Source organism: Streptosporangium sp. NPDC023825, assembly GCF_040639575.1.
In the GTDB taxonomy this organism is placed as follows: Bacteria; Actinomycetota; Actinomycetes; order Streptosporangiales; family Streptosporangiaceae; genus Streptosporangium.
Window position 1 is genome coordinate 1 of the sequence record NZ_JBFAAE010000061.1, and the last position, 12,506, is coordinate 12,506.

Annotated in this window: 10 protein-coding genes; 4 read left to right on the plus strand and 6 right to left on the minus strand. The window is 73.9% G+C overall.

Going from position 1 to position 12,506, the window contains the following annotated elements; translation table 11 throughout:
• Positions 1 to 532: 532 nt before the first annotated feature.
• From AB0G15_RS35085 to AB0G15_RS35095, 3 genes are read left to right on the plus strand one after another with little or no spacing between them, the layout of a single operon-like run.
• The gene (locus tag AB0G15_RS35085; RefSeq protein ID WP_362848406.1) at positions 533 to 1,465 is read left to right on the plus strand and encodes a sulfotransferase; all 933 of its coding nucleotides are present in this window, start codon (positions 533 to 535) and stop codon (positions 1,463 to 1,465) included.
• A complete protein-coding gene (locus AB0G15_RS35090) occupies positions 1,462 to 2,403 on the plus strand; it encodes a glycosyltransferase (RefSeq protein ID WP_362848409.1) in 942 nt (313 codons plus the stop codon). Before AB0G15_RS35085 ends, AB0G15_RS35090 begins: the two co-directional genes overlap by 4 nt.
• Positions 2,404 to 2,453: 50 nt before the next feature.
• Complete coding sequence (locus AB0G15_RS35095) at positions 2,454 to 3,719, plus strand: WecB/TagA/CpsF family glycosyltransferase (RefSeq protein WP_362848412.1); 1,266 nt, start codon at positions 2,454 to 2,456, stop codon at positions 3,717 to 3,719.
• A gap of 80 nt (positions 3,720 to 3,799) precedes the next feature.
• Here AB0G15_RS35095 and AB0G15_RS35100 read toward each other — a convergent pair whose 3' ends face one another.
• The 6 genes from AB0G15_RS35100 to AB0G15_RS35125 all read right to left on the minus strand — a co-directional run bounded on the left by AB0G15_RS35100 (position 3,800) and on the right by AB0G15_RS35125 (position 11,041).
• Positions 3,800 to 4,726, minus strand: a complete 927-nt coding sequence (locus AB0G15_RS35100; RefSeq protein WP_362848415.1) for a sulfotransferase — start codon at positions 4,724 to 4,726, stop codon at positions 3,800 to 3,802.
• 121 nt (positions 4,727 to 4,847) lie between these two features.
• Positions 4,848 to 6,167, minus strand: coding sequence for an oligosaccharide flippase family protein (locus AB0G15_RS35105; RefSeq protein WP_362848418.1), 1,320 nt, complete (start codon positions 6,165 to 6,167; stop codon positions 4,848 to 4,850).
• Entirely contained in the window at positions 6,134 to 6,991 is an 858-nt protein-coding gene (locus AB0G15_RS35110; protein ID WP_362848421.1) for a sulfotransferase, read from the minus strand. The genes AB0G15_RS35105 and AB0G15_RS35110 overlap by 34 nt, the downstream gene beginning before the upstream one ends.
• Positions 6,988 to 8,181, minus strand: a complete 1,194-nt coding sequence (locus AB0G15_RS35115) for a hypothetical protein (protein ID WP_362848424.1) — start codon at positions 8,179 to 8,181, stop codon at positions 6,988 to 6,990. Before AB0G15_RS35115 ends, AB0G15_RS35110 begins: the two co-directional genes overlap by 4 nt.
• Positions 8,178 to 9,470 (minus strand): hypothetical protein, encoded by a 1,293-nt coding sequence (locus AB0G15_RS35120; RefSeq protein ID WP_362848427.1) that lies wholly within the window; start codon positions 9,468 to 9,470, stop codon positions 8,178 to 8,180. Before AB0G15_RS35120 ends, AB0G15_RS35115 begins: the two co-directional genes overlap by 4 nt.
• On the minus strand, positions 9,467 to 11,041 hold the full coding sequence (locus tag AB0G15_RS35125; protein WP_362848429.1) for a hypothetical protein: 1,575 nt from the start codon (positions 11,039 to 11,041) through the stop codon (positions 9,467 to 9,469). Before AB0G15_RS35125 ends, AB0G15_RS35120 begins: the two co-directional genes overlap by 4 nt.
• A gap of 282 nt (positions 11,042 to 11,323) precedes the next feature.
• On the opposite strand from AB0G15_RS35125, the gene AB0G15_RS35130 reads away from it, so the two are divergent.
• Positions 11,324 to 12,469: a hypothetical protein gene (locus AB0G15_RS35130; RefSeq protein ID WP_362848432.1), complete on the plus strand. Its 1,146-nt coding sequence runs from the start codon at positions 11,324 to 11,326 to the stop codon at positions 12,467 to 12,469.
• Positions 12,470 to 12,506: the final 37 nt, after the last annotated feature.

A 12,506-nucleotide genomic window follows, 5' to 3' on the forward strand; every position in this document is an offset into this window, starting at 1 on the left:
GCCCCTAACCACCCCCCCCCCGCCGGCCGGGTGTCCCCCGTCCCCGGCGCGCGACGGGGGGGGGTCACGCCGGGCCGCGGGCGGTTCGCCGCTCCCTGAGCTGTCCTCCACGGAGCCGTTCCCGGGGCCGTCCACGTTCCCGGAGCCGTCCGCGGAGCCGTTCCCTGAGCCGTCCGCGTTCCCGGAGCTGTCCGCGGAGCCGTTCCCTGAGCTGTCCGCGGCGCCGGTGGATCGTCCTTTCCGAGCCTCCCGACAAGCCCGCCCGGCACGCGGAGCCCCTCCCGAGGTGCCGGTCGTCGTTCGTGGAGCTGCGCACCCCCCTCGCGTCCGCGGCCCGGCCACGGGCCTGCTCGGCGCCGGGTTGCGAGGTTGCGGCCCCTTCCCGTTCAGGAGACGGGCGGCGTTACACCCGCTGGGTAGATCCTTTGTCCGTTCTCTGACTCCTCCGTTACGCTCCGCGCTAGCCTCGGCACGTTCCGTATCCGTCGGGTAAGGATTCGTGCCTGTGTCTGATAGTCCGTCACCTGCTCGGGTGGTATTCCTGGGCGGCCTCGGCCGCAGCGGGACCACGCTGCTCGAGCGCCTGCTGGGGGAGGTCCCCGGCATCGCGCCGCTCGGCGAGGTCGTTCACCTCTGGGCCAGGAGCGCGCTCGCGGACGAGTCCTGCGGATGCGGCGAGCCCTTCGGGTCGTGCCCCTTCTGGGAGAAGGTCGGCGAGCGCGCGTTCGGCGGCTGGTCCGAGGGCCTGGCGCACCGGATGATCGCGCTCAGGTCCCGCGTCGACCGCACCCGGCGCATCCCGACCCTGGCCAGGCTGCTGGCCGAGGAGCAGGCGGGCACCGGCAGGTGGCCGACGCCCGGCACCGCCGAGCTGGACGAGTACGCCGCGGTCCACCGTGACCTGTACAACGCGGCGGGCGAGGTCGCCGACTGCCCGGTCGTGATCGACTCCAGCAAGCACGCCTCGCTGGCCTTCTGCCTCGCGGCGGCCGGGGTCGACGTCCAGGTCGTCCACGTGGTCCGCGACCCCCGCGCGGTCGCGCACTCCTGGCGCAGGAGGGTCGCGCGTCCCGAGGACGGGCGCCCGATGACCCACTGGTCGCCCTCCCGCACCTCGCTGCACTGGCTGAGCGAGAATCTCAGCCTCGAACTCCTCGCCCGCAGGGGCGTCCCGGTCACCCGGATCCGCTACGAGGACCTGCTCGACGCCCCCGCCGACACGCTCAGGCGCGTGGTGGCCAGGATCGGCCTCCCGTGCCGCCTCGACTTCCTCTCGGGCCGCTGGGCGGAGCTCTCGACGGCGCACACGGCCTCGGGCAACCCCGTGCGCTTCACGGTCGGCCGCACGGAGCTGACCAGGGACGACAGCTGGCGTGCCGTCGCGTCGCCCCGGCAGTCGCGCCTGGTCACCGCGCTGACCTGGCCCCTCATGATCAAGTATGGCTATCACAGGAGATTCGCTTGAACACATCGGTGGGTGTCGTCATCCCCACCCGGGGACACCGGCCTGACCAGCTGCGCGCGGCCACGCTCGCCGTGCTCGGACAGGACCACCCCGGCCCCGTCGAGGTCGTCGTCGTCGTGGACGGCGGTGATCCGGCCTCGGTCGCCGACCAGGTGGCCGACCTCCTGGCCAGCCGGGCACTGGCGCCCGGCCGGCGCGAGGCGCCCCCGCGCGGCGTGCGGGTGATGGCCAACCGGCTCACCCCGGGCCTGCCCGGTGCCCGCAACACCGGCATCGCGGCGCTCGGCACCGACATGGTCGCCTTCTGCGACGACGACGACCAGTGGCTGCCCGGGAAGATCGAGGCCCAGGTCGCCGCCCTGGAGGCGGAGCCGGACGCGCGCTTCTGCAGCTGCGCCATCGAGGTCGAGTACGGATCGCGCCGCATCCCCCGGCTGGCCGGGACCAGCCGCGTCACCTACCGCCACCTGGTGCGCTCGCGGATGGTGATGGTGCACTCCTCGACCTTCCTGTTCCGGCGCGGCGGGCTCTGGGTGGACGAGAGCGCCCCCAAGGGCCAGAACGAGGACTGGGACCTGGCGCTGCGCGCCGCCGCCCAACACCCCATCGTGCACGTCGACCGGCCCCTGGTCCGGGTGCGCTGGGGTGGCTCCTCGTACGTGGCCCGTTGGGCCGACCGGATCGCCGGGCTGCAGTGGATGCTCGCCCGGCACCCTGATCTGGCCGTGGATCCGCGCGGCGCGGCGCGGGTCTACGGTCAGCTCGCCTTCCACCACGCGGCCCTCGGCCAGCGGCGGGAGGCGGGCCGCTGGGCCTGGCGGGCGTTCACCGCCCGCCACGGCGAGCCCCGCGCGCCCATCGCGCTCGCGGTGGCGGCGGGCCTGGTCCCCGCGAGGACCATGCTCAGTGTCCTGAACCACCGAGGGCACGGCATCTGATGGCACCCATCACCGAGCAGCCGCGGATGACCCTCCGACACGGTGCCTGGATGGTGTCGTCCACGACGGACCAGGCCGTCGAGCGCCCGCCGGTGCCCGTGCGCCACGGCCCGCCGGTCGCCTCGCTCCTGGCGGGACAGGCCGTCGAGCGCCCGACGGTGTTCCCCCGCCACGGTCCGATGCTCGCTCACGGCCTGGTGCTCGTTCCGTCCGCGGCGGGGCAGGCCGTCGAGCACCCGCGCGCGACCGGCCGCTACGGTCTGCCGGTCCTTCCTCCCGCGCCGGGCCGAGCCGTCGAGCCTCCGCCGGCGGTCACGCGCCACGACTCGCCGGTCATGTCGTCCGTGGTGAGGCGGGCCGCGGTCCCGGTCACCCGTGACGCCGTGACGCCGATCCCACCCCTCACCGACCACCGGTCCGCGACCACCGGTCGCGATCCGGTGCCCGGCCTGCCCGCCGTCGCAGGGCGGGCCGGAACGCCGGTTGCCAGGCGGGGGGCGGTCCCGGGCGTCCCCCGCCGGAGACCCCGGCCCGACAAGGCCACCCGCAGGCGTCTGCGCAGGCGCGTGCACGTGGCGGGGGTCGCGATCGACCCGATGACCGAGAGCGAGGTCGTCGACCACGTGGTCGACGCCCTGAAACGCGGTGAGGGCGGCCACCTCGTCACCCCGAACGTCGACATCAGCCGGACCGTCGCCCGAGACCCCCGGGCCCGCCGGTTCGTCGAGCGTGCCGACCTGGCGGTGGCCGACGGCATGCCGCTGGTGTGGGCGGCGCGACTGCTCGGCACCCCTGTCCCCGGCAGGGTCACCGGCGCAGACCTGATCTGGTCCCTGTCGGAGGCCGCCGCCTTCTACCGCCATCCCGTGTACCTGCTGGGCGGTCCCCGGGGCACGGCCGCGCAGGCGGCCCGCGAGCTGGTGAACCGCCATCCGAAGCTGATGATCGCCGGGGTCGACGCCCCGCCGTACGGATTCGAGGACGATCCCGAGAGTTACGCCCGGGTGCGCGACGCCGTGATCGCCGCAGCACCCCGGCTGGTCTTCGTCGGGCTCGGCTTCCCCCGGCAGGAGCGGCTCATCGCCTCGCTCCGCCGGGACCTGCCGGGCACCTGGTTCGTCGGCTGCGGTTCGGCGATCGCCTTCGCCGCGGGCACCGTCCGGCGGGCGCCGGCATGGATGCGCCGTGGCGGCCTGGAGTGGATCTTCCGGCTGACGCGGGAGCCGGGCAGGCTCGCCCGCCGCTACCTGGTCGACGACCTGCCGTACGCGCTCCGGCTCCTCACGGTCTCCCTCGTGCGAGGGCTCTTCTCCTGAGATCGTGAGCCGTGAGGTTTTGAAGCGCCGGCGCCGGGGCCTTCGCCGGGCTTCCCGATCGCCATCGCCCTGATCGGCCGTCAGCGTTTCGCGGAGGCCAGCTCCCTGACCCGGAGGGCCTCCTCGGGGCTCAGCCGGGCACCGGCCTCGGCGAGGGCGCGGCGCGAGTCCATCGGCCGGTAGGCCGTGCGGGACAGGCCGCTCCAGGCGAAGCCGCCGGAGCCCGTGCCCGAGGTGGCCGCGCCCGCCCTGGCCGTGCACGCGCGGCGGACGCGCTCCTCGGCGCGGGCCGACCAGGTCAGGCCCGCCCACTCGTACAGGCGGCGAAAGCCCGTCAGGGGGTCACGGGCCAGGTCCTCGTAGCGGGCAAGCATGATTCCCGGGTGCCGGTCGGCCAGGTCGGCGGCGGTGATCCCTGCCGCCCGCCACAGGGCCACGGCCTTGGCGACGCGGTCCTGGGAGCCGATCAGCGGTCGCAGCGCCTCCAGGTGCGGCTGGTCGCGCACCAGCAACGGCTGTTCGAGCAGCTCGTGGAAGTAGACCGTCCAGCCGAGCCGCTGCCAGCTGCCGACGAACGCCACCGGGTCGCGCAACAGGACGATCACCCGGCAGCCCAGCCGGTCGGCGAACCATCCGGCGGAGAACAGCGCGAACGGGTCGTCCAGCAGCGCCCGGCGCCCGCCCAGCCGCCCCAGCGTGAACGCCGTGCCGTACCGGACCATCCGCGCCAGGTCGTACGGTGACCGGTTGCGGCGCAGCTCCGCCCGGAATCCGTAGCGCAGTGCGACCGTACGGGCGAAGGCGGGCAGCCAGGCCCGCTCGTTGTCCGGGCAGATGTACTGGAAGCGGTGGCCGACCACGGCGTCGAGGACGCCGGGGGAGCGGCCCGGCGGGTGTTCGGGGTTGAGCGGCTCGTTGACGTAGACCAGCTCCCCGCTCGCCGCGAGCATCCTGCCCGTCCAGCTCGTCCCGCTCCTGGGCAGGCCGGTGACCAGCACCGGCGTCACGGCCCCCACCTCCCGTCCAGGTCCTGGAAACGGCCGGGGCGCCTGCGGGCACGGAGTCCGGGGCGGCCGGGTGGCGCGGTCACGGTGTGCGCCTGAGGTTCAGAGCGGCCGGGTGGCGCGGTCACGGTGTGCGCCCGAGGTTCAGGGCGGTCCGGCTGTGCGTGCCGAAGGGGCGCAGGCCGTACAGGCGGTGGATGCGCCACAGCGGCAGCAGGTTCTTGACCACCGTGCCCCCCGCCCAGCCGAGGGCGGCCCCGAGCGAGCCCATCGAGGGGATCAGCAGCAGGTCCAGCGTGACCGCCGTCGCGACCGCGGCGACCAGATTGGCCAGGCTGGACCCGGTGTGCCCGGCTGAGGTCAGTACCACGTCGGCCATCCCGCACGCCGTGGCGAGCATCATCGTGGCGGCCAGCACGAACGCGACCGGCGCGCCACCGGTGTAGCCGTCCCCGAAGACGGCGCCGAGCAGCCAGGGCGCGAGCGCGGCGTACCCCAGCCAGACCGGCCAGGTCAGCAGGACCAGCCAGAGGGTGGCCGACTGGTACAGCTCGCGGGCACGCGGCAGGTCGCCCCCGGCCAGGGCGCGCACCAGCCTCGGCTGCGTGGCCTGCGCCAGTCCCTGGCCGACCAGCTGACCCACGATCTTGAAACGGGTGGCGGCGGTGTAGACGGCAGCCTCGGCCGGCCCGGCCAGCAGCGCCACGATCACGACGTCCAGCCGCTGGAACACCGCCTGGATCCCGGCCGCCAGCGACCGGGGCCAGGTGTGGCGCCACAGGTCGCGCGCGGCACCCGGCGGGCAGGGGGCCCGGGGCGACCGCCGGCGCAACCAGATCGAGGCCAGCAGCAGCACCGGCAGGTACGGCAGCGCCCACGCCGCGGCGAGCAGCGGCACGGAGTCGCGGCCCGCGAGCACCACCGCCCCGACCAGGAGCAGCTGGGCCACCGGCTGCAGCACCCCGTCCAGCAGCACGGTCGGCCGCATCGAGCCGAACCCGCGGGTCGCGCCCACCACGACGCCCGAGCACGCCACCGCGGGCAGGGCCACCGCCAGCACCCGCAGCACCGGGTCGGAGGTGGTGAGGATGACCGTCGCGCCGGCCGCCAGCGAGAGCGAGGCGACCGGGACGAGCGCGGCGCGGACGTAGCCGGAGGCGCAGCGGTGACCGGAGGACCTGGACCTGGCGATGAAGTAGACGAGCCCGTTCCCGGCGTCCAGCCGCAGGACCGCGGCGACCATCAGGCACAGGGCGGTTCCGGAGAAGAAGAGACCGGCCGTCTCCTGCCCCACCTCCCTGGTGACCAGCACGACCGTCAGGAACTGCGCGGCCGCCCCCGCCCCCGCTCCCGCCAGCCCCGCCGCCCCGCCCCGCGCGACCCCCCTCAAACCCGCCAGGCGGGTGGGGGTCAGCGGCGCCACGACGGCTCCGCGCCCAGCCACGGGATCAGCAGGGTGTCCTGCTCCGCGAAGTGGGCCGTCAGCTCGCGGCGGAGTTTGCGGGACATGGGACCGGGCCTGGTCCGGGTGTTGTGCCGCTCGAACACCGGGTCGCCGAGATGCGGCAGCCCGAGGAACGCCAGCACGCGGTCGTAGACGAGGTCGGGTTCGGCGAAGAACCGGCCGCTGTCGAGGACGAGCAGACGGTCGCGGCCGACCAGCGGTTCCAGCCGGGCGAGCTGCTCGGCGTAACGGCCCCTGGCGAGGTAGGCGTGGTGGCGGTGGGCCAGGTTCGTCGAGTGCGGCGAGGCGATCAGGGCCTCCTCCGCCCCGGCCAGCCGTTCCTCCTCCAGCCGTACGGCCCTGGCGAAGGACCGCTCCGTCTCGAAGCCCCTGGCCAGCTCGTGGGCGTGCGCGGAGAAGGCCCGTTCGACGGGGTCGCGGACCAGCACGATCAGTTTCGCGCCCGGCAGGTCGCGGGCGATCCTGGGACCGGCCAGCGGGTGGAACAGGTAGTAGGGCGACGACTCGAACGCCTGGGGCCGGCAGCCGTACCTGTGGGCCAGCCGGGAGGCCGACGCCCGCAGCGGAAAGTGCGCCCGGTACCAGGACAGGCCCCGGTCGTACGCCGTGTCGAAGTAGTGCACGCCCTTGCGCAGGACGGGTTTCAGGACGAGCGGGTGCTGGGACAGGACGCGGTACAGGGAGGTGGTGCCGCAGCGCTGCGCCCCGATGATGAGGAAGGAGGGCAGCACCCGGCTTCCCGAGGTGAGGCGACCTATGGCCCCCGACGCCGCGTGGATCGAACGCTTCAACGCGGGCTTCACAGCAGGGTCTCCTGGGAGTCGGCGAGGGGGGTGAGCCAGAGCTCCGGCGGTCCCAGGGGCGCGTGGCCGTCGGCCGCGTGGCGGTCGGCGAGGGCGATCAGGTAGCGGAGCGCGGTCAGCCGGGACTCGGCGGCCGACAGCCCGAACGGTGCCAGGATCCGCAGGGCCCGCGCCACGCAGGCCCTGGCCGCTGTGGCCGGGTCGTCGCGGCGCAGCGCCCGCTGGAAGAAGTGGTGGACGGCGTCGAAGCCCAGCGGAACCCCGGTGCCGAACCGCTCCCAGTCCCAGACCAGCAGCCGCCCGTCGGGCCCTCGCGAGATGTTCCACGGCGTCAGGTCACCGTGCCAGGCGAACAACCGCTCTCCGGACGGCTCTTCGGGACCCCGGTCCGTGAGGGCGTCTCCGGGAGACGAGCCCGCTGGAGCCGGGTTTCCGGGGGCCTGCCCGGGGCCGGCGGCGTTTCCGAGGGCCTGGCCGGCACGGGCGCCTCCGGGAAGCGGGTCTCCCGGGGCCGGGTTCTCCCGTCCCGGGAGACCTCGTCCCGGGAGACCTCGTCCCGGGAGACCTCGTCCCGGGAGACCTCGTCCCGGGAGACCTCGGCCCGGGTTTCCTTCGGCAGGGCCGCCGAGGGGAGCGCGCTCCGGGACATGACCCCCGGGAATGCGGGCGATCTCGGCGATCGCGTCGGTGAGGACGTCGCCGGGTATCCGCCCCCGCCGTACCGGAAGCGGCGTCAGCGCCAGCACGGACAGGCCGCGCCAGGATCCGTGGTGCAGCACGGCGGGCGGGACGACGGTCTTCAGCGGCACCCCGGCGAGCAGGCCGAGCGTCCGCGCCTCGTGGGCGACGAGCTCCCGGGTCAGGTCGGTGTCGCCGATCTTCACGAAGGCGATCGGCCCGTCGGCGGTGCGCGCCTCCAGGATCGGCTTGCGGTTGGCCCGCCGGGCCGGCCGCACGCGCAGCGTGACGCGGACGGGAGTGCCGAACACCTCGCTCAGGTGGCTCTCGATGCCGTCCCGCCCCGACGGCACGGTGACCCTCCCGCCCGGGTGCCACCACGCGCGGGGGACCAGCCTGCGCGGGAGCAGGCGGTGCGGGAGCAGGGTGTACGGGATCGGGTCGCCGGGGCCGGGGAACAGCAGGTCGAGGGTCTGGTCCAGGTAGCGCAGACGGGCGCGGGCGTCGTTCATGCGGCCGTGCTCGCCATCGAGTTCCTCCAGAGCAGCGCGAACGAGACGAGGTACAGGCTGAGCGGGGTGACCAGCCCGTCGTAGACGAACATGTAGAGGAGGGTGAGGATCATCACGAGGACCCCCGCCAGGCCGATCGGGCTCCGGTCGCGCCAGTGGCGGCGGACGGCCCCCGCGAAGAACGCCACGTAGAGCGCGGCCCCCGTGAAACCCTGCGTGATCATCAGGTGCCAGAGCTGGCCGTCCCCGCCCAGCGGCGGGTGGCCGCAGGTGGGGCACCACCCGCTCTTGCCGGTGGTGATCGTCCGGTGGTTGCCCGTGGCGTTGCGGGTGTTGCCGTACCCGACGAGCGGCGCGGTGCCCGCGGCGGCGAGGGTCGCCGAGACGGTGAAGGCGCGGATGTCGTTGCTGTGCGGGCTGTCGAGCCGACGGGTCACCATCGCCTGCAGCGGGCTGAGGGCGAATACCAGCGCCCCGGCGGTCAGGGCCGCGCAGGTCGCGACGCGGGCCCGCGTGCCCAGGCGCAGCAGGACGTACGCGGCGGCGACTCCGAGCCCGATCCACAGGCCGCGGTTGAGCGAGTAGACGACGGGGATCGCGGCCAGCGCGACCAGGGGCACCACGGCCAGGCGCCTGCGCGGCCCGCCGTACACCCACCAGCCGACCACGAACCAGACGAGCAGCACCGAGAGGTTGCCACCCCAGGCGTTGGCCCACTCGAACGGCGCCTCGGGGCGCGGCGAGGCGTGGCCGAGGACCCGCTGCATCTGGGCGGCAGTGGGATGGATCAAGTTGTGGACGAAGGGGTTGCCGCTGATCCAGCCCGGGAGGACCATCTCCACCGGCGAGGTGAACTCGGCGCGCGGGGCGAGCACGCCCAGCAGGCCGCCCGCGACGGTCGTGAGGAACAGCGCGCCGAGCATCCGCACCAGGGTGAGCTGCGGCAGCTCCTCCTCCGTCAGGTTCCCCAGATAGAGCACCATGATCAACAGCGCGACGTAGAGGCACAGGCGCATCAGGTAGCCGATCAGCCGTCCGGCACCGAACTCGCCGTAGGTGCCGGGCGGCATCTCGCCGAGCATGAGCGCGCTGATCAGGTAACCCGCCAGGAGCAACAGCCAGAGGCCGAAGCCGCGCGGCGCCCTGATCGGCCGTCTCCGCCACAGGACCAGCGCCATCGCCGGGGCCACCACGATCACCGACAGGCCCCCGAAGCCGAGCGCCCACCATACCGGGTATCCCACCAGGAGCGCGGCGATCGGCCAGGCGGCCGGACGCGGTCCTCTCACGACCTGCGCCCCCTCCGCCCGCCCGCCGCCTGCCGGGTGGGTGGAACGTTCCCGTACGCCCGGGACGCGAGCAGCGCCTCCGACGCCTCGGCTGATCCGTGCGCCCCGTGCGCCCCGTGCGCTCCGTCGCCGCTCGCGCCGCTCGTCCCGGTCCCCCCGGTCCCGCCGATCCCGTGCGCTCCCGGTCGGGCGGGTGCCTCCGGCTTCTCGCCGGGCGGCTCGGGGGTGGCCACGCCGTCCGCCACGCCGTCCGCCACGCCGCTCGCCAGGCCGGCGAGAGGTCGCCCCGCTCTCCTCGGGAGGCTCTCGCGCTCTCGCGTCCCGCCGGACCGCGGCGGGGGCGAGACGTGCGGGGCCTGCGAGACGAGCGGATCTTGTGAGACATGCGGGGCCTGTGAGACCTGCGAGGCTTGTGAGACATGCGGGGCCTGTGAGACCTGCGAGGCCTGCGGTATGCGCGGGGCCTGCGAGCCGAGCGGGATCTGTGAGCCGGTCGGGGACTGCCGAAGGTGGGAAGCCCGCGGCGCCTGCGAGACGCCCGGAACCCGCGCGGAGGGAGACGCGGGGAACGGCGGGGCCTCGTCGCCGATGACGAACGCGCCGACCACGGGGACCCCGCGTTCGTTCAGGGCCCGTACGGCGTCCCTCACCTCGCGCGAGGAGGTGCCGGGTACGGCGACCACGAGCACCGCGCCCGCCAGGTCGTGCGTCTCCCCGCTGTTGACGGCGCCGAGGCCGGTCAGGCGCCTGACGTCGGCGGCGGTTCGCAGGGCGGTGTCGAGGCGGTCGCGGAGCCAGGCGACCCCGACCCCGCACAGCAGTCCCGCCATGAGGCCGCTGCCCAGGTAGAGGGGCGGTCGGGGAGCGGTGGGCCCGGCCGGTGCCACCGCCTGGCTGATCACGGAGCCGGGGGTGACGGCGACGGTCTTGAGGGCGTCGTACCTGGCGGTGAGGCTGTGAGCCTGGCGGGCGAGGACGTTCTGCCGCTGGAGGGCCAGGGCCCGCTCGGTGGTCCCCCTGCCGAGGCCGGGAAGCTCGGTGGCGACCTTGGTGAGACCCGCGTTGGTCTGCCGCAGCTTGAGCAGCACGGCCTTGAACTGAGCTGCGAGCATCTGGGCGGAGGACTCGCGGCGCTGGGCCAGATAGGCGAGGGCGTAGGCGTTCGCGCCCGAGGCCGCGGCCTTCGGATCGGCGGCGCTGCAGGAGATCTCCAGAACCGAGGTGTTGGGCGGCACCGAGACCTCCGCGGCACAGGGAAGGCCGCCGAACAGCCGGCGGGCCTTCGCCGCGACCACCGCTGATCGGGCCACCTGGGCCTCGGTGTCGAGGTTGAGGGGTTCGCGCTGGCGGGCGGTGACCTGGTTGGTCTGCTCCTGCGAGCCGGTCGCGGTCACCAGGACCTGCCCGGAGGCGGTGTAGGAGGCCGGGGTGAGCCACAGCAGGGCGAGACCGCAACCGGCTCCGGCCAGGAACAGGGAGAGGACGATCGGCCACCGGCGGCGGAGAAGCGACGCGTAGTCCGCCAGGTCCTCGCCTCCGCGGCGGACGGGAGCGTCCGGTGACGGGCTCATATGTCGCTGGTGCCTCTCCGGCGAACAGACGCTGGGAACCCTAGGAACTATAGGTCTGGTTTCCATTTCCCCGAACCGATACACAAGATTTTCTTCGCGTTGCTCCCGCTAATCACAGGGAGATAACAACCGTTTATCCGATATTTCCTGTCGTCCGCCCGGGGGCTACGGCACGGACCGGCAAAGTCAGGGACGAGGCACGTCCGGGCGATGGGAAGGTGTTCCCCCGTGATGGTCGAGGACCGTCCATGAATGCGTACGCGCGACATCTGTGAGGAACCGGTGCATCAGACAAATGCCGCTATAGAGGTAATTCCGCGAGTAGTAAGAATCGCCGGTTCCGGCCTCGTCCTGGCGCTGGGGCTGGGTACCCTCGCGCTGGGGATCGCCGGGCTGAGCGGGGGCGGCCGGGCCTCGAACGCCGCGGGCGCGGGGAGGGCCCCGGACGCGCCGGGAGCCGCAGGCGCGCCGGACCCGTCCGCCGGGCCGTCCCGGGCGGCCTGCGAGGTCAGCGGCAAGCTCGTCCCCTCCTGTGGCGCCTGGTGGGGCATCGCGCCGGAGATCTTCACGGGGAGGCCTCCCGGACGGGCCCTGGACAGGGCGGAGAGGCGTATGGGCCGGCCGGCCGACATCATGCACGTCTACCACCGGGGCGACGAGCTCTTCCCGACCCCCGCGGAGCGCGCGATCGCCCGCGACCCGGACGGCCGCAGGCTCCTGCTGGTCAACTGGAAGCCGTCCCTCGACCACACCTGGGAGCAGATCGCCCACGGGGCGCTGGACGCGCGGATCGACCGGCTGGCCGCCCACATCGTGAGGACCTTCCCGGAGAAGTTCTTCCTCACCGTCCACCACGAGCCGGAGGACGACGTGCGGGAGGCCCGCGGCAAGGGGATGACGGCGGCCGACTACGCCGCGATGTTCCGGCACGTGGTGACGCGCCTGCGGCACGGGGGCGTGACCAACGCGGTCACGGTGATGACCTACATGGGCGCGCCCAACTGGGCGTCCGAACCCTGGTTCGAGAAGCTCTACCCCGGTGACGACGTGGTCGACTGGGTGGCGATGGACCCCTACGTCGACCACCGGGTCCACAGCTTCGACGGGCTGGTCAACAAGACCCGTCCGGAGTTCCCCCGGTGGCACGGGTTCTACCGGTGGATGCGGGAACGCTTCCCCGACAAGCCCGTCATGCTCGCCGAATGGGGCGTCTTCGAGCGTCACGACAGGCCCGGGTTCAAGGAGTCGTTCTTCGCCTCGGTACGCCGGGAGATCGGCGACTATCCGCAGATCAAGGCCCTGATCTACTTCGACTCGCCGCGCGCCCCCCGGGGTGACACCCGGTTCGACACCACGCCCGGCGGCCGGAGGGCCTTCGGTGAGCTCGCCCGCGACGCGCGCCTCAACGCCGCCGTCCCCGCCGGCTGACCCCCGCCGGGCCCGGACCACCGGGCCCGGATCGCCG

Excerpts from the sequence above, each read along its gene's own strand:
- AB0G15_RS35095 (WP_362848412.1), top strand. The coding sequence starts at position 2,454 with ATGGTGTCGTCCACGACGGACCAGGCCGTCGAGCGCCCGCCGGTGCCC.
- AB0G15_RS35115 (WP_362848424.1), bottom strand. The coding sequence starts at position 8,181 with ATGAACGACGCCCGCGCCCGTCTGCGCTACCTGGACCAGACCCTCGAC.
- AB0G15_RS35125 (WP_362848429.1), bottom strand. The coding sequence starts at position 11,041 with ATGAGCCCGTCACCGGACGCTCCCGTCCGCCGCGGAGGCGAGGACCTG.